This window comes from Marinobacter changyiensis, assembly GCF_009193265.1.
Lineage (GTDB): Bacteria > Pseudomonadota > Gammaproteobacteria > Pseudomonadales > Oleiphilaceae > Marinobacter > Marinobacter changyiensis.
In genome coordinates this window covers 586846-609752 of sequence record NZ_VZZZ01000001.1, presented here as the reverse complement: position 1 = coordinate 609752, position 22907 = coordinate 586846, and the positions used below count along the sequence as shown (strand labels likewise).

Annotated in this window: 20 protein-coding genes; 10 read left to right on the top strand and 10 right to left on the bottom strand. The window is 57.4% G+C overall.

Annotated elements, in window-relative coordinates; translation table 11 throughout:
* The first annotated feature begins 12 nt into the window (after positions 1-12).
* The 8 genes from F6Y09_RS02975 (at position 13) to slmA (ending at position 6111) form a co-directional block, all read left to right on the top strand.
* The gene (locus F6Y09_RS02975) at positions 13-1344 is read left to right on the top strand and encodes a peptidylprolyl isomerase (RefSeq protein ID WP_152205415.1); all 1332 of its coding nucleotides are present in this window, start codon (positions 13-15) and stop codon (positions 1342-1344) included.
* Positions 1341-2339 carry a 4-hydroxythreonine-4-phosphate dehydrogenase PdxA gene (gene pdxA / locus F6Y09_RS02970; protein ID WP_152205414.1) on the top strand — a complete coding sequence of 333 codons (999 nt, stop codon included), beginning with the start codon at positions 1341-1343 and terminating at the stop codon, positions 2337-2339. Before F6Y09_RS02975 ends, pdxA begins: the two co-directional genes overlap by 4 nt.
* Positions 2336-3169, top strand: coding sequence for a 16S rRNA (adenine(1518)-N(6)/adenine(1519)-N(6))-dimethyltransferase RsmA (rsmA, locus tag F6Y09_RS02965; protein WP_152205413.1), 834 nt, complete (start codon positions 2336-2338; stop codon positions 3167-3169). The genes pdxA and rsmA overlap by 4 nt, the downstream gene beginning before the upstream one ends.
* Positions 3162-3962: a symmetrical bis(5'-nucleosyl)-tetraphosphatase gene (locus tag F6Y09_RS02960; protein ID WP_152205412.1), complete on the top strand. Its 801-nt coding sequence runs from the start codon at positions 3162-3164 to the stop codon at positions 3960-3962. Before rsmA ends, F6Y09_RS02960 begins: the two co-directional genes overlap by 8 nt.
* Before the next feature lie 61 nt (positions 3963-4023).
* Positions 4024-4365 carry a DUF423 domain-containing protein gene (locus tag F6Y09_RS02955; RefSeq protein WP_152205966.1) on the top strand — a complete coding sequence of 114 codons (342 nt, stop codon included), beginning with the start codon at positions 4024-4026 and terminating at the stop codon, positions 4363-4365.
* A 2-nt stretch (positions 4366-4367) separates the two neighbouring features.
* A complete protein-coding gene (thiS, locus tag F6Y09_RS02950) occupies positions 4368-4568 on the top strand; it encodes a sulfur carrier protein ThiS (protein WP_152205965.1) in 201 nt (66 codons plus the stop codon).
* A gap of 59 nt (positions 4569-4627) precedes the next feature.
* Entirely contained in the window at positions 4628-5437 is an 810-nt protein-coding gene (locus F6Y09_RS02945; protein WP_152205411.1) for a thiazole synthase, read from the top strand.
* 77 nt (positions 5438-5514) lie between these two features.
* Positions 5515-6111, top strand: a complete 597-nt coding sequence (slmA, locus tag F6Y09_RS02940) for a nucleoid occlusion factor SlmA (protein ID WP_152205410.1) — start codon at positions 5515-5517, stop codon at positions 6109-6111.
* Positions 6112-6312: 201 nt separating this feature from the next.
* On the opposite strand, the gene F6Y09_RS02935 is transcribed toward slmA, so the two are convergent.
* The 4 genes from F6Y09_RS02935 to F6Y09_RS02920 form a co-directional block, all read right to left on the bottom strand.
* Complete coding sequence (locus F6Y09_RS02935; RefSeq protein WP_152205409.1) at positions 6313-7110, bottom strand: inositol monophosphatase family protein; 798 nt, start codon at positions 7108-7110, stop codon at positions 6313-6315.
* Positions 7111-7193: 83 nt separating this feature from the next.
* Positions 7194-8489, bottom strand: a complete 1296-nt coding sequence (locus tag F6Y09_RS02930) for a pyridoxal phosphate-dependent aminotransferase (protein WP_152205408.1) — start codon at positions 8487-8489, stop codon at positions 7194-7196.
* 88 nt (positions 8490-8577) lie between these two features.
* Complete coding sequence (locus tag F6Y09_RS02925; RefSeq protein WP_179959323.1) at positions 8578-9255, bottom strand: substrate-binding periplasmic protein; 678 nt, start codon at positions 9253-9255, stop codon at positions 8578-8580.
* A gap of 162 nt (positions 9256-9417) precedes the next feature.
* Positions 9418-11094, bottom strand: coding sequence for an acetolactate synthase large subunit (locus F6Y09_RS02920; protein WP_152205406.1), 1677 nt, complete (start codon positions 11092-11094; stop codon positions 9418-9420).
* 237 nt (positions 11095-11331) lie between these two features.
* Here F6Y09_RS02920 and F6Y09_RS02915 point away from each other — a divergent pair, with 237 nt between their 5' ends.
* Entirely contained in the window at positions 11332-12966 is a 1635-nt protein-coding gene (locus tag F6Y09_RS02915) for a methyl-accepting chemotaxis protein (RefSeq protein WP_152205405.1), read from the top strand.
* A 164-nt stretch (positions 12967-13130) separates the two neighbouring features.
* The gene (locus F6Y09_RS02910) at positions 13131-13784 is read left to right on the top strand and encodes a response regulator transcription factor (RefSeq protein WP_152205404.1); all 654 of its coding nucleotides are present in this window, start codon (positions 13131-13133) and stop codon (positions 13782-13784) included.
* Between the two features lie 32 nt (positions 13785-13816).
* Here the strand turns inward: F6Y09_RS02910 and F6Y09_RS02905 are convergent, their stop codons facing one another.
* The 6 genes from F6Y09_RS02905 to F6Y09_RS02880 form a co-directional block, all read right to left on the bottom strand.
* On the bottom strand, positions 13817-15649 hold the full coding sequence (locus tag F6Y09_RS02905; protein ID WP_152205403.1) for a hybrid sensor histidine kinase/response regulator: 1833 nt from the start codon (positions 15647-15649) through the stop codon (positions 13817-13819).
* 77 nt (positions 15650-15726) lie between these two features.
* Positions 15727-16842 (bottom strand): lipase secretion chaperone, encoded by a 1116-nt coding sequence (locus F6Y09_RS02900; RefSeq protein WP_152205402.1) that lies wholly within the window; start codon positions 16840-16842, stop codon positions 15727-15729.
* Between the two features lie 93 nt (positions 16843-16935).
* A complete protein-coding gene (locus F6Y09_RS02895; protein WP_152205401.1) occupies positions 16936-17862 on the bottom strand; it encodes an esterase/lipase family protein in 927 nt (308 codons plus the stop codon).
* A 141-nt stretch (positions 17863-18003) separates the two neighbouring features.
* Entirely contained in the window at positions 18004-18330 is a 327-nt protein-coding gene (locus tag F6Y09_RS02890; protein ID WP_152205400.1) for a DUF3301 domain-containing protein, read from the bottom strand.
* Between the two features lie 105 nt (positions 18331-18435).
* A complete protein-coding gene (locus tag F6Y09_RS02885) occupies positions 18436-21507 on the bottom strand; it encodes an efflux RND transporter permease subunit (RefSeq protein ID WP_152205399.1) in 3072 nt (1023 codons plus the stop codon).
* Positions 21507-22634, bottom strand: coding sequence for an efflux RND transporter periplasmic adaptor subunit (locus tag F6Y09_RS02880; RefSeq protein WP_152205398.1), 1128 nt, complete (start codon positions 22632-22634; stop codon positions 21507-21509). The genes F6Y09_RS02885 and F6Y09_RS02880 overlap by 1 nt, the downstream gene beginning before the upstream one ends.
* Positions 22635-22907: the final 273 nt, after the last annotated feature.

Below are 22907 nucleotides of genomic sequence, written 5' to 3'. Positions count from 1 at the left end.
ACCGAGGTGATTATGAAGGCGACCCTGCGCCAATGCGCACAAGCCGTTTTGTTAATGGTAGCGCTCGTCTGTGCGCCCCTGGCTCTTGCCGAGCGCCAGCAACTGGACAGCGTAATTGCGATTGTCGATGACGATGTCATTCTGCAATCGGAGCTCGACGCCCGTGTTCGCACCATCGTCTCCCGGCTCAACACCCAGGGTACCCGGTTACCGCCCATGGAAGCCCTTGAAGAGCGCGTGCTGGAACAGTTGATTACCGACTCCATCCAGCTCCAGATGGCAGCGAAAATGGGCATGCGCGTCAGCGACAATGAGCTCAATGATGCCATGCAGAATATTGCTGCCCGCAACAACATGACCCTGCAGCAGTTTGAACAACAGCTGGAGCAGGAGGGCCTGACTTACCGCGAAGCCCGTGAGCAGATCCGCCGCGAGATGTTGCTGAGCCGGGTACAGCAGCGCAATGTTGACAACCGGGTCCGGGTGACCGGGCGCGAAGTTGACAATTTCCTGGCGGCTACTGCTGCTGGCGGAGATACCGGGGTGGAATACCAGCTGGCCCACATTCTGGTGGCCGTAGATGATTTTAACGACCCGTTGGCTGTCGAAGCCGCCCGGGAAAAGGCCAATAGCCTGTTGGAGCGCATTCGTGCCGGTACCGACTTCCGGGCAGTGGCGGTGGCGGAATCGGATGCCAGTAATGCTCTCGAAGGTGGCGTGATGGGTTGGCGCCCTGAAAACCAGCTGCCGTCGCTGGTATCCGATGTGGCACCGGCTCTGGAGATTGGAGAGCCCTCCGAAGTGTTGGAGAGCGGCAGCGGCTTCCACATTATTACAGTGCTGAACAAGCGCGGCGGCGACCAGCAACTGGTGGAGCAGTCGAAGGTTCGTCACATCCTGGTACGTCCCACCGAGACAGTAACGGACGCGGAGGCCGAGCGGCGCATCAATGAACTGGCCGAGCGGCTGAAAAATGGCGCGGATTTCGCCGAACTGGCAAAGGAATTCTCCGATGATCCGATCTCCGGCTCTGATGGCGGTAATCTGGGCTGGGTAAGCCGCGGCGAAATGGTGCCAGCCTTTGAAAAGGCCATGGAAGAGGCGGCGGTCGGTGAACTGAAGGGCCCGGTCCGTTCGCAATTCGGCTGGCATCTGCTGGAAGTTCAGGAGCGTCGGCGGCAGGACATGGGCGGTCAAATCAAGGAAGCCGAAGCCCGGCAAGCCCTGTACCGTCGCAAGTTTGATGTGGAGCTGCAGAACTGGCTGCGTGAAATCCGCGATGAGGCCTACGTCGATCTCAAAAGCGACGTCGACCCTGAAGCCGATGCGAACGAGGATTCATGAGTGATTCTGTCACCCTGGCGCTGACCCCTGGCGAGCCTGCCGGGATCGGGCCAGAGCTATGTCTGGCGATCGCGCTGGAGTCGCGCGCGGCGGGGCTGGTGGCGATTGCTGATATGGGACTGCTGGCCTCCCGGGCACAGCAGCTGGGTCTTGAGGTAACGTTGGTGCCCTGGCAAGCGGGCATGGCCGCAGCAACCGACCCCGGTAAGCTGTCGGTGTTGCCTGTTAAGGGCCTGGCCTCTGACCAGGCCGGTACCCTTGACCGCAACAACAGCGCCTATGTGCTCAGGACGCTGGAAGTGGCCACCCAGGGCTGCCTTGACGGAATTTTCGCTGGCATGGTGACCGCTCCGGTTCATAAAGGTGTAATCAACGATGCCGGTATTTCCTTTAGCGGCCACACCGAATTTCTACAGGAGATGTGCCAGGTTGAGCGTGTCGTTATGATGCTGGCCACCGAGTCACTGCGGGTAGCGCTGGTCACCACACACCTGCCCCTGAAAGACGTTGCCGCGGCGATCACACCGGCACGTCTGAGCCAGGTAACAAGGATACTGAACCGCGATCTGCGGCACTATTTCGGTATCGATCACCCCCGTATCCTGGTGGCGGGACTCAACCCCCACGCAGGCGAGGGTGGTCACCTTGGCCACGAAGAACTTGACGTTATCGAGCCTACCCTGGACGCCTTGCGCCGGGAAGGTATTCAGCTGATCGGCCCGTTACCGGCCGATACCCTGTTTACGCCACACTGGCTGGACAACGCCGATGCGGTGCTCGCGATGTACCACGATCAGGGCCTGCCCGTGCTGAAGTATCAGGGCTTTGGCCGGGCGGTTAATATTACTCTGGGTTTGCCCATTGTGCGGACCTCCGTCGACCATGGCACGGCGCTGGATCTGGCGGGCACCGGCAAGGCCGATGCGGGCAGTTTGCGTGCAGCGATCAGCGTGGCAACTCAAATGGCCGCCAGCAAACAGGGAGCTCAAGCGTGAGCCGCAGTAAACACGGGCATCAGGCCCGTAAACGATTTGGTCAGAACTTCCTCCACGACGCCGGGGTGATAGAGCAGATTGTGCGCTCGATCAGCCCGAAGCCGGACGACACCATGGTGGAAATCGGCCCCGGGCTGGGGGCGCTGACAGAAGAGATACTGGCGGTTAACCCGAATCTTCAGGTTGTGGAGCTGGACCGGGACCTGATTCCGATCCTGCGAACCAAGTTCTTTAACTATCCGGGTTTCCAGATTCACGAGGGGGATGCCCTCAAGTTCGATTTCAGCCAGTTGGTGACGGACAAACCCCTGCGGATAGTGGGGAACCTGCCCTACAACATCTCAACCCCGCTGATCTTTCACCTGCTGGGCCAGTCTGGTGTGGTGCAGGACATGCACTTCATGTTGCAGAAAGAAGTGGTGCAGCGGTTGGCGGCCGTTTCCGGAGACAACAATTACGGTCGGCTGGGTATCATGGCGCAGTATTTCTGCAAGGTGCAGCCATTGTTCGAGGTCGGCCCGGGTGCCTTCCGCCCGTCACCAAAAGTGGATTCTGCCATTGTCAGGTTGGTACCTCACAGCATCTTGCCTTACCCGGCCAAGGATCTGAAAACACTCCAGGTCGTTGTCCGCACGGCGTTTAACGCCCGCCGCAAAACACTTCGCAAGGCGCTGGGTAGCCTGGTGACCGTGGATCAGCTCCACGCCCTGGGTATTGATGACGGCCTTCGACCGGAGAACCTGACGCTGGAAAATTACGTTGCCATAGCGGATGCGTTAACGGACGCCGGGCAGAGCGAGCAGTGTTCACACGGAGCCGACAATGACTGACTATGCCATCGGCGATATCCAGGGCTGTTACGACAGGCTGCTGGAGGTGCTGGCAATAATCGACTTTTCGCCCTCCCGGGACCGGCTCTGGGTGGCCGGGGATATCATCAATCGGGGCCCGTCTTCACTGGCGACCCTTCGCTTTATTGAAAGTCTGGGTGCGTCGGCGGAAGTCGTGCTTGGCAATCATGATCTCCACCTGCTGGCGGTCGCTCTGGGTGGCCATAAAACCCGGGGCAAGGATACACTCGATGACATTTTGCAGGCACCGGACCTCGACAGGCTGATCGAGTGGCTACGACAACAGAATTTCTGTGTTTACGACCCGGATCGCAACTTCTTGATGGCTCATGCCGGTTTGCCTCACATCTGGTCGGTGGAGCAGGCTCTGGGGTATGCGAAAGAGCTGGCGAGCGTGATCCGCGGCCCGGAGGCCACTGAATATTTCACCCACATGTACGGCAACGAGCCGGCCCGCTGGCGGGAAGATCTGACCGGTATGGACCGCTGGCGCGCAGCCACCAACTATTTTACCCGCATGCGGTTTATTGCCGAGGATGGCACGCTGGAACTGACTACCAAGGAGTCGGCAGGCGAATCGCCGGCGGGTTATGCACCCTGGTTCAGTTTCCCCCGGCCGGATAATACCCGGGTGATTTTTGGCCACTGGGCAGCGCTGGAAGGCAATACGTCGGCCGACCAGTTCATCGGTCTTGATACCGGTTGCGTATGGGGTGGTGCGCTCACGGTCATGAATCTGGACACCGGCGAGAAAACCCACTGTGATTGTTAGCTCCGGCAGTGTCCTGCGATGTCCCTTGGTACTGGGTGCCCTGTTGGTCCTGTTGGCGGTGATGGCGGGTGCCTTTGGTGCCCATGCTTTGCGGGCGATCGTCTCTGAGCGCAGCCTGGAGGTTTTCCAGACCGGCGTGCAGTACCAGATGATTCACGGCCTCGGGTTGATCCTGATCGCCATCCTGGGCGCCCTCGATTTATCCCGTCGTCTGTTGGTGCTGGCCGCCGGTTTTCTGGCGGCGGGTGTGGTGATGTTCAGTGGCAGCCTGTATCTGCTGGTGCTGACGGAGATGCGCTGGCTGGGCCCGGTCACCCCGTTGGGTGGGCTCTGTTTCATGGCGGGCTGGGTATTGGTGGTGATTGCCGGGCTACGGCAAGGCAAAGGTAAGGAGTCATTATGATGATGCGAATTCAGGTTAATGGTAAGACTACCGAGGTGTCAGACGATGCCACTATTTCAGTGTTGCTGACGCAGTTGTCGGTCACCGGAAAACGGCTTGCAGTGGAAGTTAACGAAGACATTGTTCCCCGCAGCCAGCATACAGAATTCCAGCTGAGTGCCGGTGACCGGGTCGAAATTGTCCACGCGATCGGCGGTGGTTAATCCGGAACCGGGTACCCGATTATCGGGTTTTCTACTTTATTGATCAAAACAGGTGTTGAATGAGCGAACCATCCGAAGCGCGGTTACCCGAAGACAAGCCCCTCGAGATTGCGGGCCGTGTCTATAACTCCCGTCTACTGGTAGGAACCGGTAAGTATCGCGATATGGACGAAACCGGCCGGGCAATTGCAGCCAGCGGAGCGGAAATCGTCACCTTTGCGGTGCGCAGAACCAACCTTGGCCAGAATCCGGACGAACCCAACCTGCTGGATGTGGTTTCACCGGACCACTACACCATGCTGCCAAACACGGCAGGCTGTTATACCGCCAAGGATGCGGTTCGTACCTGCCGGCTTGCCCGCGAGCTGCTGGATGGCCATAACCTGGTCAAACTGGAAGTGCTTGGTGAGGAAAAGACTCTGTACCCGAACATGACGGAGACGCTCGTCGCCACCGAGGAGCTGGTCCGCGATGGCTTCCAGGTGATGGTCTATTGCTCCGACGATCCGCTGCTGGCCAAGCGTCTTGAAGATATGGGATGTATCGCGATCATGCCCCTGGGAGCGCCGATCGGCTCCGGTCTGGGTATTCAGAACCGCTATAACATCCGACTGATTGTCGAGAATGCGACCGTGCCGGTTCTGGTGGATGCCGGTGTCGGCACCGCCTCTGACGCGACCATTGCGATGGAGCTGGGATGTGACGGTGTTTTGATGAACACCGCCATTGCCCAGGCCCGAAACCCGGTGCGGATGGCCAACGCCATGCGCCTGGCCATTGAATCCGGTCGCGAAGCATATCTGTCCGGGCGCATGCCTAAGAGACTTTATGCCAGTGCGTCTTCGCCGGTTGACGGCATATTCTTTTAACAGACTTCAGGTACCGATGTTGTGCGCTTACTAACGCCCGCATTGGTATGAAACCCTCATTCTTCGGCACTCTGACTATGAAGCAAACCGAACCCAGTCGTCGTGAGCTGATTCTTCAGGCTCTGGCTGGTTTACTGGAAAGCGATCCCGGCGCGAGGATTACCACCGCCGGTCTGGCGAAGCGGGTCGGTGTTACCGAAGCCGCGCTCTACCGCCACTACCCCAGCAAACGCAAGATGTTTGAAGGCCTGATCGAGTTTGCCGAAGAGGCGGTGTTTTCCCGCTGCCAGCTCATTCTGCAGGAGCATGAAGATGCTCGCATTCGGCTTCAGCAACTGGCCCACCTGGTGCTGGTCTTTGCAGAACGCAATCCGGGGCTGTGCCGGGTGTTGACCGGAGGGGCTCTGGTGGGGGAAGACGAGGGTTTGCAGCGGCGTGTGTCGCAGTTTTTCGACCGCCTCGAAACCCAGGTACGCCAGATTCTGAAAGAAGGCGACATCCGCCAGGGTCTACGGCCACTGACCAGTGCCGGCCACAGTGCTGACTGGATGATGGTGTTTATCGAAGGTCGCATTCAACGCTTCGTACGATCGTCTTTCGAGCGGCGGCCCTCGACGGATTTTGACGAAAGTTGGGTTTTGCTAGCAGCAGGATTTTGGGCGGCGGGAAGTTAGGCGTCAGGCAAAGTCATTGCAGCATTTGCAGGCAGCGAAATTGTTCAAAAGGTGTTTTTGGGAGGGGCTTTCCCAGAGTGTTGGAGACCAGGGATGGCCGGAAACAAGCTACAGGGACGTACTCGGAGCGTCTCTGGGAAAGCCTCTCCCAACAACGCCCGACTCCCGAACCAGCAGTCATTACTCAGTAAAATGAAGCGCTCAGTTGGCCCCCTTCAACAACCCCCGAACTGAGTCATAAATTCCCGGCGCACTGATCAGTATATCCTGTCCCCACAAATCTTCCGGGTAGCCCTCCGGCACCTCCGTAAAGTGCCCGGCGCTGGCACCGGCTTCCAGGGCAATCAGCCGCCCGGCCGCAAAATCCCAGGGGCTGACGGATTCATAGTAGGCATCCAGCCGCCCGCAGGCGACCCAGCAGATATCGAGCGCCGCCGACCCCACCCGCCGCAAGTCGCGGCAATGGTGAATCATCACATCCAGACGTTTCAGCAACGGCGCCAGCTTGTCTTTGGTGTAGGGAAACCCGGTCGCAAACAGGGAATCACGGGGCACGGTGGCGCCGCTGTGATGGATGGGCTCGCCATTCAGAGTGGCCCTCTTGCCGCGCACCGCCCGAAAGGTTTCACTGGCGAACGGAGCATGAACGACGCCAACCTGCACGTTGCCGCGCTCGGCGTAAGCTATGGAAATTGCCACCTGAGGGTGACCGTAGGCATAGTTCACGGTACCGTCGATGGGGTCGATTATCCACAACGGGCTGTCCAGATCAGCGGCCTGACTTTTATCGGGCCGTGATTCTTCCGACAGGATACGGTGAGCGGGAAAGCGGCTATGGATGGCTTCGGTAATCAACTTGTCGGCCATCAGGTCAGCGTGGGTCACCAGTTCGGTCTGATCTTTGTAACCGGTTCTGAGAGGGCTGTTCTCACGTTCATGGCGGATCAGGTCGCCGGCTTCCCGGGCAAGTTGTTCAGCGAAGTCAGCGATGCTCTGCACAGAATAATCCTTTCATAACGAAGTACTCCCGGCAGCGGAAACTGCCGGGGCGAAATGTCGGTGGCGTTTAGCCTACACCGCTGTCAGAGACTTTTCAGCCAGGCCTCCAGCTTGTCCATGGCCAGTTTCAGCCTGGGGCCAGCCTGGTCAATGAAGCTATCGTCCAGCTCCTGGTCTGCGTAGTTGCTGTCGGCCAGCGCCAGGGCCGCAGTGCCGTCGAAATCGACAAACGCCAGCCGCGCACTGAGCTGATCAGGCGCGAAGCCAAAATCACTGGCGGGCAGAATAGCGATGCCCGTGTCCTCAAGCAGGTTCTGGCAAAAGGCCGCGCTGGTTTTGATGTCGTGCCGATCAAAGTCATCTTTATAAGCGGAAAAGTCCGGAAACAGATAGAACGCACCTTCCGGCTTCTGCACCTTTACGTCCATAGCCGTAAGGCGGCGGTGCATGTACTCGCCAATGACCTTCAGCACCCGCCGGGACTGCTCCAGATAGTGGTCAATATCATCGCCGCCGTTAAAGGCAGTGATACCGGCATACTGAATCGGGGCGCTGGTAGCGGTGTAGGTTTCGCTGGCAATAATGGCCATGGCATCCTGCAGCGGTCGCAGCTCTTTCGGGAAAATAAAGGTGCCCAGGCGCCAGCCCCCAGCTCCCAGCCACTTGCTCATGCCAGTGCTGATAATGGTGCCTTCGGGGTAATAGCGGGCGATCGACTTGTGCTTGCCATCAAACTGGACCTCCCCGTAAATCTCGTCTGACAACAGAATCAGTCGATACTTGCGGGCGACGTTGGCAATTGCCAGCAGCTGATCGTCGGTGTAGGTACATCCGGTCGGGTTGGACGGGTAGTTCAGAATCAGGATCCGTGGCCGGGAGGGGTCATCCCGGCAGATGATGTCCAGCTCCTCGGCGGTCAGTTGCCAGTTGTTCTCCGCATGGGTGGGCAGCCAGTGGACCGAACGGCCGATGATTCTTGCCTGGGGTGCGTAGGACACCCAGCTGGGCCTGGGGATCAGCAGATCCCCGTAATACGCCAATTGCAGAATGAATAGCAGCTCTTTTGAGCCCGGGCCGATCAAGACGTCTTCCCAGGAGCAACGCATGCGCTCAGTGCGATTGATGTAACCGGAGATGGATTCCCGCAGCCCTTTCAGGCCCTTGACTGGCAGGTAGTCCTTCTGGTGGGCGTTTTCCTGCAGAGCTGCAACCACGCGTTCGGGCACTGGAAACGGCGATTGTCCCAGGCCCAGTTTGATAATATCCCGGCCTTCGGCCCGCAACTGATTGCTGAGCTCGTTGATTCTCAAGGTGGCAGAGGGCTGAATGCCTCTTACGTTGAGGTTGATGGCAAAACGATGATCGTTATTAATATCCATGGGATCCATCTGATTCTGGGAAACGTGAAACCAGTATAGGAAACCCCGACAGTATTGAGAAAAAAATCAGATAGGGGATTGCCGCAACCTATTCGGCGGCGTCACCAAGGGACGGATTGAGCTTGCGGAGGGCCTGGTTGAATGCATCACGAAGTACTTCGCCCTCGGGGTTCCGACGGGAGAACGCCGCCCGGAACGGACGTCTTGCACCGACGATACCGGGAATGGACCTGACCCGGGATAATTCCGGTTCCTCGTCCACATGTTTTTCCAACAGGTATTCACAGACAGACCGCTCACAAATAAACAGGTCTATCCGGCGGTGAACCAGCATCTTCAGGCTGGTCAGCTCCGGTTGCTCATGACTGACCTGGGTGACACTGGCCGGATGCCGCTCGATCCATTCCATGAATTCCGGGGCGTAACTGTACGACGCCGAAATACCAACCCTGAGGTCATTCAGATCATCCATGGTTTGCCAGTCAATGTTGGCATCGCGGAGTGCGAAGAACATGTCGTGGACCTGATTGATCGGGTCGGTAAAATGGTAATGGGCCGCGCGGGCATCCGAATGGGTCAGCGAGTAAACCATATCGGCGTCGCCACGGCGTGCTTTGGCTTCTGCCCTGATCCAGGGCAGCAATTCAATGCGCGGCTCGTAACCCATGGCTTCGACCACCTGCCGGATTACCTTGGTATCGGTACCAGCAATGCGGCCGTCTTCGGAGTACTCGAAGGGAGGGTACTCCGAGGTGACAATCTGCATGACTGGTCTGTCGTCAGCAAAAACCAGTGACGGCAAGGGCAAGAGAGCAGTGAGCACTGAACAGAGGGTACGACCAGTCATTAACCTACCCGGATGTCTTGTAATGAGTTGATATGCCGAACTTCATTTTGTTGGGTATAGAGCAAGTTCACTGCTCTGCCGTTATAGCTGGCAGGTTAACTGGCTCAGTTCTTCGTTAAATACCCGCTTGTTTTCACTGTAATCCACCGGTACTTCGATCAGGTGCACACCATCGGCGGCCAGGGCTTTTTCAAGGGTCGGCTTCAGTTCGCTGGCGCTGTTGACACGATAGCCTGTGGCGCCATAAGCCTCGGCGTACTTGACAAAATCCGGGTTCTTGTAGTCCAGGCCGAAATCGGTAAAGCCTTCCTGGTCCTGTTTCCATTTAATCATGCCGTAGGCGTTGTCGTTGATGATCATGATCACAATATTAAGATTCAGCCGGACTGCCGTCTCCAGTTCCTGGCTGTTCATCATGAAGCCGCCATCACCACAGATCGCCATGACGTTCAGATCCGGATAGAGCATTGCGGCCGTCATGGCGCTGGGCAACCCCGCCCCCATGGACGCAAGCGCGTTGTCCAGCAGTACGGTGTTGTTGTCATAGGCTTTGTAATTGCGGGCGAACCAGATTTTGTACATGCCATTATCCAGGGCGATGATGCCATCCTCAGGCATCACCTCCCGCACATCGTTTACGATGCGCTGGGGAATCAACGGAAAGCGATCATCGTGGATATGCTCGGCCAGGTGTCGCTCGGCAGCACTCCTCACCTCCATTAGGTTGCTGAAGTCGTGGTCTTTGCTCTGACCACAATGTTCGGCCAGCCAGTCGATGGTGTTGGCTATGTCGCCGACTACCTCATGCTGGGGAAAGTACACCGGGTCGACATCCGCCGGGCTGAAATTGATGTGGATAACCCGTTTGCCGCCCGGGGTCATGAAAAAAGGCGGCTTCTCCACAACGTCGTGGCCAACATTGATGACCAGATCCGCGTGATCGATCGCACAGTGAACAAAATCCCCGGCTGACAGCGCCGCGTTACCCAGGTAGCGCGGGTGGCGCTCATCCACCACGCCTTTGCCCATCTGGGTGGTAAAGAAGGGGATGCCGGTGGCATTGACCAGGTTCAGCAAGGCCTGGGAAACCCGCTTCCGGTTCGCTCCCGCGCCAATCATGATCAGTGGATGGCGGGCGGCAAGAATCATATCGCAGGCCTGTTGCAGGCTTTTTTTGCTGGCGGTCGGACGGCGGGCGTCGCTGGCCGAAAAAATGTGGGTGCCGCCATCGGCCATTTCCGCGGCGATGTCTTCCGGCAGTTCGAGGTGCACCGCGCCGGGGCGCTCTTCGGTGGCAAGCCGGAAAGCTTCCCGCAGTTTCGCGGGAATGGTGTTGGCGTTGCTGATCTGCCGCGTGTATTTGGTCAATGGCCGCATCAGGTCAACGGTATCAATAATCTGAAACAGGCCCTGCTTGGACGATTTGATCGGCTTCTGCCCGGTGATCATCAGCATCGGCATCGCGCCCAGAGTGGCGTAAGCGGCGGCCGTGACCAGATTGGTGGCGCCGGGACCGAGGGTCGACAGGCACACGCCAACCTGGCCAGTCAGCCGGCCGTAGGTGGCAGCCATAAAGCCGGCCGCTTGCTCATGGCGGTTCAGCACCAGGGTGATACCGGACGTGCGGATGGACTCCAGAAGGTCAAGATTCTCTTCACCCGGTACCGCAAAGATGTACTTGACGCCTTCGTTCTCGAGGGCCTTAACAAACAGGTCGGAGCCTTTGAGTGGTGGCTGCAGCTGGTCAGTGGTTGTCATGGTCATCCTTTTTAGATTCGTCAAACAGTCACGACTATGCGGCAAAAACCGCTATTCCGACAAGGTATGATCGCGTCATAAACCCCGCAAACCGTCGATAATGCCGGTTTGGTAATGTCATCGCACGGTAAAGTATGAATTGTCAGGAAGAGACTCAAGTCCTCCCGGATACTGCCGTTAAACAGGTTGCTCAGCAGATCTTTGCTGCACCCCCCCCTGGATGTTCTGGAGATTTACATGCTGAAGTCACTCAACCTGTCAACGAAGCTGTATGGGGGGTTTCTGATCCTGATCGTGTTGATCCTGGCGGTGGTGGCTCTGAGCTATTCTGCAGGAAAGACCTTGGAATACAACAATGACCGCAATATCCACACCTATGAAATACTGGTCTCAATAGAAGAGGTCCGACTTGCCCTGAGTAATATTGAAACCGGTGAGCGAGGGTACCTGATATCTGCTCGGGAGGAGTTTCTTGGCTCGTTGACTATTGGCAAGGCCCGGTTGCGGGAGGAGCTCACTCAGCTCAAGAAAATGATGTCTGATAATCCTGACCAGCTGAAGCGCCTCGGTGAGCTGGAAGTGGCCATTCGGGACTGGCAAGCCAACGCCATTGATTATTTTATTAAGCAACGTCGGGAGAATCGTGCCAGTCCCCAGCCGTCACTGTCCCTGATTGAAGAGCTGGCAGAGGGGCGCGGTAAGAAACGCATGGACCGCATCCGGACCCTGATGGGGGAGATTCGTGAAACCGAGGAAGCGTTGCTCGAGCGTCGTACTGAACGGGCCGACACCGACCAGGCCAGACTGGAACTGCTTCAGTTAATCCTGGCTGTTGCCGCTATCGTGATTGCCCTGATGGTCGCGACCCTGTTGGGACGCTACATCTCACGCCGTCTCAATTACATGGGCGAGATTGCCGAGGCCATTGCTGACGGCGATCTGACCGTCACAATCCATAACGACACGTCCGATGAAGTAGGCGCCGTCATTGACGCCATGAGTAGGATGCAGAAAAACCTCCGTGACATGCTGGGAACCATTGCCCAGGGCTCTACCGAGTTGCGCCAGGCTGCCGGGCGTATTTCCACCGTCTCGTCACAAACCGCCAGCAGCTCGAGCCAGCAGAGTGATGCCGCCAGCCGGATGGCGACCGCGATGGAAGAGCTATCCGCCAGTATTGCGGATGTGTCCAACAGTGCTGAGGAAGCGAATACCATCTCCGCAACGTCCGGCCAGTTGGCGACCGACGGCTATCGCATTATCAACCAGTCCATTGACAGTATGGGCCGGATCAGCGAGACCGTGCAGACGACTTCCAAGGCCATAGCCGAGCTGGGTAAGAACTCCCAGCAGATTTCCACCATCATCAACGTCATCAGGGAAATTGCCGATCAGACTAACCTGCTGGCGCTCAATGCTGCCATTGAGGCGGCGCGGGCGGGCGAGCAGGGTCGCGGTTTTGCTGTGGTGGCGGACGAGGTGCGCAGCCTGGCCGAGCGCACGTCGAAATCCACCGACGAAATAGCCCGCATGATTGAAACCCTGCAAAAAGGCGCGGAACACGCCGTCAAGGGTATGGAAGGCGCGGAAGGACTGGTTGAAGGAGGCGTGGGTATGGTGAACCAGGCCGGTGCATCGATGGACGATATCCGCAAGAGTGCCGAACAGGTGCTTGAGGTGGTTCATGTGATTTCCAGCGCACTGCGTGAACAGTCGACAGTAAGTAACGACGTGGCGGCCAATGTCGAGCAGATTGCCCAGATGGCGAATGAGAACGCCGATGTGGCCACCGAAAGCTCAGCGGCTGCCGAGCAGCTTACCCATCTTTCCGAAAGCCTTGACTCCGCCGTCCAGCGCTTCCGGATCAGCTGAGCTTCATGCTGGCACCAGCGTTGCCCGGAATCGCCGGTGCCCGCTGGGCTGCTAACAAGGGACCTGCGTCACAAATAGGTTAACCGCATGACTGCCTGTGTGCTTCTGGGCGCGTATAGTGCCTGTAACCGCCACAACAAAAACAGCGCATACGCGGAGAGCTCATGAATATTCAGTCAGCAGGCAACCTCTGTTCGCGCTCAAAAACTGATATGCCCCTGTCCAGGGTGTTGATTGTGGACGATCACCCGATTTTTTCAGATGGTCTGGCGAGCATCCTGATCCAGGAGAAACTGGTCAGTGCGGTGGGAAAGGCCGGCTCCATAGCCTCGGCGCTGGAAAATTTGCGTGACTACCCGGAAACCGCCCTGATCCTGCTCGACCTGACATTACCGGGCGAGGCAGGATTGACGCTGTTTCAACGGTTGACGGAATTCAGTATGCCGGTTGCGGTGGTTGTCATTTCCAGCCGGGAGGATGAAATCTCTGTGCTTGCCGCCAAGGCAGCCGGTGCTGTCGGCTTCCTGCCAAAGTCGGCTGGGCGCCACGCGTTGGTCCGGATGATTCGCTGTATCAGTGAAGGTGGCATTTTCTATCCGACCCTGGGTCCCATTGTGGACGCGCCGGGACAGCTGACGCCCCGGCAATTGGAAGTATTGAAACTGCTGGCGGACGGATTACCCAATAAACGTATTTGCCAGCGCCTCGATCTGACAGGGCACACGGTAAAAACCCATCTGAAAGCCGTTTTTTCCCAGCTCGATGTACACAACCGAACGGAATGCGTTGTCCGGGCCCGAGCTCTGGGGCTGATCTGACCCCAGAAATGATCAGGCCGGAACTGATGGGGTTATGTTGAGATCAACGCGGGTTCAGCCTGCGAAGCCAGTTGCACAATAGCCGCCCTCAGACGCATGGGTGTCAGAGGCTTGTGCATCACCCACCGGTGCCGATTGTCGTCATAGCCCTGGAATACGCTGGTATCGGCGGTTATCAGGATGCCACCCCGGATGGCGCCATTGCGGGACAGGGCGTCAAACAGTTCCCGTCCGGAGATGCCTGGCAAGTGGATATCACTCACCAGCAAATCAAAAGTTTCTGCGGTTCCTTCACCATGGCGTCCGGTCGCGCGCTCACCAGCGCTTTCCATCATTTCTCCGGTCGTGCTCCCAGCGTTTTGCGCTGCCAGTGCTTGCTCTGCATTCGAAAATACAACAGTGCGATAACCCCAGCCTTTGATGGTTTCGCATAGCCAGTGGCGCGTTTCGTCATGATCTTCCACGACCAGCAAGGTCACGCCACCGATAGCAGTTCCGGGTATTATCGGTGCCATAGCGACAGGCAGAGCCGGCGGGTTGGTGGCGGGGAATCTGACCCAGAAACGGCTGCCTTGCCCCGGCGTGGATGTGACACCGCAGACGCCCCCCATCAGCTCTGTCAGTTCTTTTACAATGGCCAGGCCCAACCCGAGCCCTGAGTGTGGTTGTTGTTCAGGAGCGGCGCGAAAGAAGGGTTCGAATATTCGGCCGACGGTGTCCTGGTGGATGCCCTGGCCATTATCGACTACCTCAAACCAGACTTCTTTGCCTTGTCGGAGGGCATGCAGACGAATGATGCTGGCGGCACTGTGCTCAAGGCTATTGACTACCAGGTTCTGCAGGATTCTGTGTAACAACTGGGGGTCAGCAATGACGCCGGTGCCTGTTGCGATCGGTAACAAATCGAGTTGGACATTCCGGTTCCTGGCATCCTCCAGACAGGCATCCTGCAGTTGCAGCAGCGCCTGGTAAGCGTCCAGCGCTTTGTTTTCCGGGCTGATCATGCCTTCGTGAATGCGGGAGATATCAAGCACAGAACCAAGCAGACTATTGAAGTGAGCCACCGAGGTTTTCAGTTTTGTCACCAGCTCCGATTGCGTCCGTGGCAGCCCTTCGGCGATCAGGTTCTCCAGCATCAGGCTGATCACATTCAGGGGTTGGCGCAGATCGTGGCTGGCGACTGTGATCAGATGGGTCTTCTGGTGGCTTTCCTCTTCTGCGTTCTTCCGAGAAATTTCCAGCATCTGACGGTCCAGGAAATGCGCGCGCTGACGGTATTCACTTAGCCACGAACCTACCATGCCGATGATGTTGGTGGTGCCGATAAAGAAGCCATTGGTCATCAGCTCGTCCGAGTCCATGCCAGTGGCCAGTTCCATGGAGAGGTAGGCCAGAATGATCATGGCGGAGGCGACCGAGACTGTTCGGAAAGGCAAGCCCATTACGAAGTAGCCGAACATCAGCATCAGCAGAATACCGTCGTAGGGCATAGGGTGCTGTGCCTGTCGGGCAAGGCCAATAACAAGGACCACACTGAAACCCCCAGCCATGTAGGCCAGGGTATAGCTGCGCACAAAGGTGGTCAGGGTGATAGGGCGGTAGGACAGCCAGTACACCAGAGCGATCACCGGACAGGTAAAGAATAGGCGCACGGCAATGGTATGACGGGCAAGCTCCGCGGGCAGCATCGTCAAGTCCAGCAGCGCATAGAGCAGGAACAGCGCCAGTGCCGCCGCGGTGACCGGGCGGGAGCGCAAGCGCAGGGCATGGTCCCGCTCAGCGCGATAGCGGCCTTCGAGCCCGGATTCGAAACGTAAGTGTCGAAAGCCGGCAATGCGTTGTGTTCTGAGTTCGGTCAGCTTCATCGGGAGGGCTCCGGTAGAGGCGAAGCGGAGGCCCTAGTGTAACCTTGTCCTGCTACCGAAAAAGGAACTGGGTGATATTACCGGGATGGCGATTCCATAGATTTCAGTCTGGCCCATGTTCGGGTCTGCTCATCGTCAAAATGAGACTCCAGCAGTTGGTCTTTTTGCGCCGCCAGATCAGCCGGGGCCAGGCCAGCCTGTTGCAATCGTGTAAGCTCAGCTTGGTACTGGTCAAAAGTGCCCTCAAACTGCTCCCGTTCACTCAGGTAGGCCACCACGTCATCGATTTGGTCAGGGGCCATCCCCGACTTTCTTAACTGTTCCCCGGCGTCCTTTGGCGAGGATGCTTTCGCCAGTATGGCCTGCCGACGGGAGTGTAGATCCTCTTCTTCGATCAGGCGGGTTTCGGTTTGCCGGATAACATCCGGTAATTGGCGACGGTGCCAGGCTTGCAGAGTGTTTCTGGCCGTCTCGGAGAGGTCGGTTCGCTGCTGAAGGTCCAGGCTGGCAAGCGTGTATTCCCCGTAAGCCTCTTCAAGGCCGAAAAAAGCCCGGTGCGTATCTGAACTGAAGGTTGAGCTGCGAAGCTGTTTCAGATCGTTCAGCGCCTGTCGGAATACTGAGAGCTGATAGGCGGGGTCTTGCTGGCGGGCGGGATCAAGCTGAGCATTCCCCAGGACAAGAGCTTGTTGTTTGTAGTCCAGGTATTGCTCCAGCAATGCCATAACCTCACCGGCAGCGGGCCCCGGCAAGCTGTCACGGGCAAGACTTTCAATTTTGTCCAGAGCCGTCTTGGGCGCCACTTCGCCCACGGTATTGAGAAAGTAGTCAAAGAAGTCCTTTGTTTGCAGGTCAACCACGAGATTGCCGGCGGCATTGGTGCGCAATTGCCCGTCAATGTCGGTTCCCTCCAACGAGTTTACAAACGGTGTGTCGCCCAGGCTCACGGGGGTACGGAATGAGTTCGCCTGTGTCGGCTCTTCAGGTGCAACCTGAGCTTTCTGCTGGCTTGCAATTGGGTCTGGAGCTGCCGCAGAGGAGATTGTTTGTTGTTGGCCGGAGCTGAATTCGGCAACGCTTGCTTGAGGGGTCTGATCATAGCCGAAAAACCACAAGCCAGAACCGGCAATAAGACCTGCTCCAGACAGCACAAGCAGGGATTTCCCCCGTGAAGAAAGATGACGTTTGGACATAGTAGCAGATCCCGAAAATGCGGCTTACGGCAAGTCCCCCGGCGGATTACTCCGGTCCGGGGTCCTGGCTCGCTCAGAGTTTTCAGCTTCGGGCTAAAGACCGCGGTTCTTCAGGCGGTTAGCCTGGCTGCGATAAAGCGATATCGGGTTTGTCCACCAGGAGCGCGCACCGAACAGGTGATTAATCGCATCCACGTGGTTCATCTCATAATGAGTGCCGATGACATTGCCCATCATAGTTGCACAAACGCCGACCAGGCCATCATTGGGTTCATTGCCAAAGGCCAGAGAGGTAACACCCAGAAAGGGATCGGTGATGTCGGTCCAGTTGGTCCAGATCGCGCGGCCGGTCCATGAAAAGAACTTGATCCGGTTACCATTGATCCACACGTCCTCATTGGTTCCCGCACAGGACCAGCGGTTGACCCCTTTCCAGTCCAGCGCGTTATTGAGCTGGGTGGTGCCATTAGTGGTCAGGGTTTCCAGTGCCGCAACACCGTCCTGAGGGTTGTTGGATCCTGACAGGGCGTTGACCAGGTCACCCAGCGCGCCAGCGATGGCGTTAGCGCCACCCTCGACATAGCTGCCAGGGGGAATGATGCCCCGAGCAACATCTGCAACCTTGGAGCCTTTATTTACCCCGTTAATGGACGTGATGGAGGCAATTTTGTGTGGGATCAGGGAAGCCGTCACGCGGGAGGTCGGCGCGCCCTGACTGTGAGCCATGATGTTGACTTTTGATTGGCCGAGGCCGTTGATGTAGTTGGCCAGTTGTTGCCCGCGCTGCTCACTGCTGTTGACGAACGAGACGCTGGCGGAATAGACCCGCGCACCGCTCCGCTCGAGGTTCCAGGGAACGTTGTGGAAATAATTGATAAGGCCGCCGATGGTGTTAAAGCCGGTAACGCCGTGAACCAGTACGATCGGATACTTGGTTTTGGTGTAGTCTGCATAGCTGAGAGTGGGCGCGGCGAGCACGACGCAGCCCAACACCACGGCCAGAGTGATGAGTTTTCGCATGGTTGACTCCTGTTGTTTTTGTCTGCGGCTGTCATGATTGGCAGCCTTTGTCTCCAATGCGTCGAAGATTATTTGCGATTGGGGGCTTTAACAGAATCACCCATTTGGGGGAGGGGCTAACAGGGAAGTGTCGTGGCGGGCTCAGTATTCCGGTCCGCTGAACCGGTGGGGTTCCAGTTCCATGTGCTCGATGGTGCGTCCAAGCATGATGATCCGCCCCAGGTAGCGCTCTTCACCGGTGGAGGTGAAATCAAACATAAAACGTCGCCACACCCGCAGATTGCCCTGCTGGTCACGTTTGATCCAGAGCCCGCGCAGATAAACAGCCTCATCGAGTAGCAACACATCCATCTTTTTACAGTAGGCTTTGGCAGCGGTCAGGACGAAGTCCTTTATGGCTTTGGCTTTCCACCAGTACCACACCAGAAAACCGGCAACGAATATCCAGAACAGCGAGCTGAGAGTCACGGGCGAGGTGTCCGTCGAGTCATGATAGTCATTCCTCAGTATAGGGGAGTAGGCAAAAAAAAGCCCGACAACCAGGTGGCTGTCGGGCTTATGGGACCATCCGGTTCAGTGTGCGGGCACCGGTGTCTGGTCGCCCTCTTCTGGTTTGCTGCCGTTGTGGTCCCGGCCCAGCAGGATATAGAAGGCAGGTAGCACGAACACCGTGAACAAGGTGCCGATACCCAGGCCTGTGGCGATGGTCAGACCTATGGCAAACCGGCTTTCAGCGCCAGGCCCAACCGCGATCAACAGCGGCACCATGGCAAAGATCAATGCCAGCGAGGTCATGATGATCGGCCGTAACCGTATAGCCGCAGCTTCCAGAACGGCTTCACGCTTGCTCAGACCACGGTCGACCTGAAGCTGATTGGCGAATTCGACAATCAGAATGCCGTTCTTGGAGACCACGCCGATCAACGTGATCAGTCCCACCTGGGTGTAGATGTTCATAGTGGCAAACCCGAGCACGATAAAGGCCATGGCGCCCGCCACCGACATGGGCACCGACACCAGGATAATGAAGGGGTCACGCCAGCTCTCGAACTGCGCCGCCAGCACCAGGTAAATCACCAACAGTGAAAGGAAGAACGTCACCATCAGGGCGCTGCCCTGATTGGCCAGCTGGCGGGTTTCCCCGGTGTAATCGTAGCTGAAGCCCTGAGGCAGCGTATCTGCAGCTGTTTGCTCCATAAAGGCCATGGCATCGCCTGCGGTGGTGCCGGGCATCGGCACGCCCTCCAGGGTGAGCGAATTGAGCTGATTGAACTGGGTCCGTTGCGAGGGCTCCACCGATTTCTCAAAGGTGATGACGCTGCTCAGGGGCACCAGTTCGCCGTTATCCGCCCGTATGTAATATTCGTTCAGGGCTTGCTCGTCGGTCCGGAATTGCTGATCGGCCTGAGGAATCACCTGATAGGAACGGCCCTGCATATTGAAGCGGTTGATATAGCCGCCCCCCAGCATGCTCGACATCGCCTGACCCACGTCCTGCATCGACAGGCCAAGGTCCGCCACCCTGTCGCGATCCACCTTGACGTTGGTGACCGGGCGATCAAAATCGATCGACTTCTGCAGGAACATGAAATTACCGCTCTGCATGGCCTTGCCCTGCAACTCGTTGGCAACCTCGTTCAGACGCTCGTAATCCTCACCCGTGGTCAGTACGAACTGGAAGGGCAGGCCGCCCCCGGAGCCCGGTAGTGACGGGCGCGGGAACACGGCTGTTTGCAGACCCGTGACCTTGGACAACTCTTGTTGAAGTTTGGGCTGGACCTCGAACTGGCTGATCTCACGGTCACCCCAGGGTGCCATTTTGAAACCCCCAAACACAGCGTTGGGCCCAGTGATACCGAGGATCATGAAATCCTCGTTATAGCCCTCGATTCCAGCCATCCGCTCCTGCACTTCGTCGCCATGCTCCTGCAGGTATTCCAGCGTTGAGGTTTGGGCGCCGAGACCCTGGTAGAAGAGAATGCCCTGATCTTCCGTCGGGGCCAGTTCGTTCTGGCTCATGGCGACCATGAAGTAAATCGAGGTCAGCACGACCAGAGCAAAGAAGATAACCACCGAAATTGTCTGCATGGTTGACGTCAGCGCACGCTTGTAACCATTGGCAAGGCCGGTGAAAGTGCGCTCGACCAGGTTTTCAAAGCGGCCCGGATTGCCGTGGGGTTTGAGCACCAGTGCCGACAACATGGGTGACAGGGTCAGGGCGACGATACCGGAAATAACCACGGTACCTGCAAGGGTAAAGGCGAATTCGGTAAACAGCGACCCTACCAGTCCGCCCATGAAACCGATCGGGGCGTAAACGGCGACCAGCGTCGTGGTCATGGCAATAATCGGCGTAGCCATTTCCCGAGCGCCGTTGATGGCCGCATCAAACCGGGACTCACCCGCTTCGATATGACGGTGGACGTTCTCCACCATGATGATGGCATCATCCACCACCAGACCGATGGCCAGAACCATCGACAATAACGTCAGGAGGTTCAGCGAAAACCCCATCAACAGCATGACGAAAGCGCCGCCGACCAGCGACAGTGGCACTGCCACGGAGGGGACGATAGCGGCACGGACAGAGCCCAGGGTGAGGAAAACCACCACCAGAACGATGACCATGGCTTCCAGCAAGGTCTTGATGACCTCATTGATCGAGTTGTCGATGAAGTCGGAAGCATCGTAGGCCAGGCGTACATCGAGTCCCGCGGGCAGCTGCTGCTCAATACCCGGTAGCTCATCTTTCACCAGTTTGGCGACGGTCAGCGGGTTGGCGCCGGGGGACAGTTCAATGGCGACATAAGTGGCAGGTTGACCCTTGTAGAGCGCCAGCTGGTCGTAGGTTTCCGACCCCAGCTCGACCCGGGCGATGTCGCTCAACCGGATCAGGGAGCCGTCCGATTCCTTGACCACGAGATCCTTGAACTGTTCCGGATCGCCGACATCGGTATCGCTGGTCATGCTGATTTTGACGAATTCACTGCGGGTGTTGCCGACAGCGGCCTGGTAGTTGTTCTGGAGTAATACATTCACAACCTCCCGGGACGTCATATCGACGGCGGCAAGTCGCTCGGGATCGAGCCATACCCGAAGGGCAAACTTACGCCCCAGCAGATCCGCTTTGCCGACTCCCGCCAGCGCCTGTAGCTTGGGCTGCACCACACGGGTGAGGTAATCGGTGATTTGCGGTACCTGCAACTCGGAGCTGTAAAACGCAATGTACATCAGGGCGGTGGAGTCGCCGGTGGTCGAAGTGATAACCGGGTCCTGGGCATCCGCTGGCAACACGTTGCGCTGGCTGGCGACCTTGGCCTGTATTTCTGCCAGTGCTGCGTTGGCGTCGTAATTAAGTACCATCTTTGCTTCGATGGTGGACCGGCCCTGGGAGCTGGTAGAACTCAGGTAATCAATGCCGCTGGCTTCGGCTATGGCTTGCTGAAGTGGCGTGGTGATAAACCCTTTGACCAGATCAGAGCTTGCCCCCGGATAGGCGGTGGTTACTGTCACCGTGGTGCTTTCCAGTTCGGGGTACTGGCGGATTTCCATCTCCATGGCCGCCCGTGCGCCCAGCAGAAGAATCAGCAGGCTGACAACAGTGGCCAGTACCGGCCGTTGGACAAAAATGTCAGTGAAGCGCATCAGTCAGAGGCCTCCGCCGATGAATCGGTGGTCTTGTCATCGCCGGAGTCCGAATCCTTCTGGATGGTCACGCGCTGTTCAGCCCGCAGCCGCAGCAGTCCTTTCTCAACAACCTGCTCTTCTGCTTCCAGCCCGCGGGTGATGGCAACCCGGCCGTCGCGGGTCTCGCCGCTGGTTACGGTGCGGCGATTAACGATAAGTTCGTCCTCGTCATTGTTCTCGACCACGAACACGTAGTCACCGTAAGTGTTATAGGAAATGGCTGTTCTGGGTACGGTAACGACTGCTTTATCTTCCGGCTGGCGGGTCAGAACGCTGGCAAACATGCCGGGTTTGAGTTTGTTGCCCGGGTTCGGAAGTGTTGCCCGTAGTCGAACGGTACGGCTTTCGGGGTTTACCGAGGAGTTAATGGCGGTGATCTCGCCCTCAAAGGTTTCTCCTCGTACGGCGGCCACTGTCACTTCAACAGTGTAGCCAATGGCGATCTCGGAAAGTTCTTTCTCAGACAGGGTGTAATCCGCATAAATCGGATCAAGCATATTGATTTCGACAATCGGAGAGCCGGTGGCAAGGTATTCACCCTGATCCACCATGCGCAGGCCTACGGTGCCGTCGAAGGGAGCCCGAATGACTTTCTTGCTGAGCTGGGCTTCTGCTTCATTGACCCTGGCTTCAGCCGCATCGAAATTAGCCTTGGACTCGTCATACTGGGATTGCGACACCGCGCGCCTCGGCAGCAGGTCGGAGACCCGTTTGAATTCCTGTTCGGCCAGCTGGGCTTCTGCCTTGCGGGTACGAACGGCCGCTTCATCGATTGCGCTGTTGAGCCGGATCAGGACATCGCCACTTTGTACTGTATCGCCGGAGTCAAAATTGATCTCCTCAATCACACCCGGCACCTCATTGGCCACTTCAATACCGTTGACCGCGACGATGCTGCCAACGGCTTTTACAGCAGGCCGCCAGGACGCAATCTCGGCCTTTACCGCAGAGATAACCGCTGGCGGCTGAGGCTGGGAAAACTGCTCCTGCATCTGGCCAAACTGATAAAACTTGTAGCCAAAAATGCCACCAAGAACAACGCCAAGAAAGAGAATGACGATTAAGAAACGGGAGGCTGTTCGCATGAGTCGGGTCCTGATTACCATGTGTCCATGGGTGACAATCGGAAACACCGGAAAGTCACCGTAGCGGGCATGTTCAATGTGTTAATTTAATGGTCGTGAGTATAGCGTGAAAGATAGCTGCCTATGCAATTGACGAATAGCTGTAGTGGACCTGTCAGGAAGGGCCGTTAAAATGCTTGTTCGGATGCACATGCCGGCGATGCTGTAAACATTGCCTATCGTTAAGCTCGGTATGATAGCAGCGTCACCGTGACATTCCTGAGGTGTTACGGA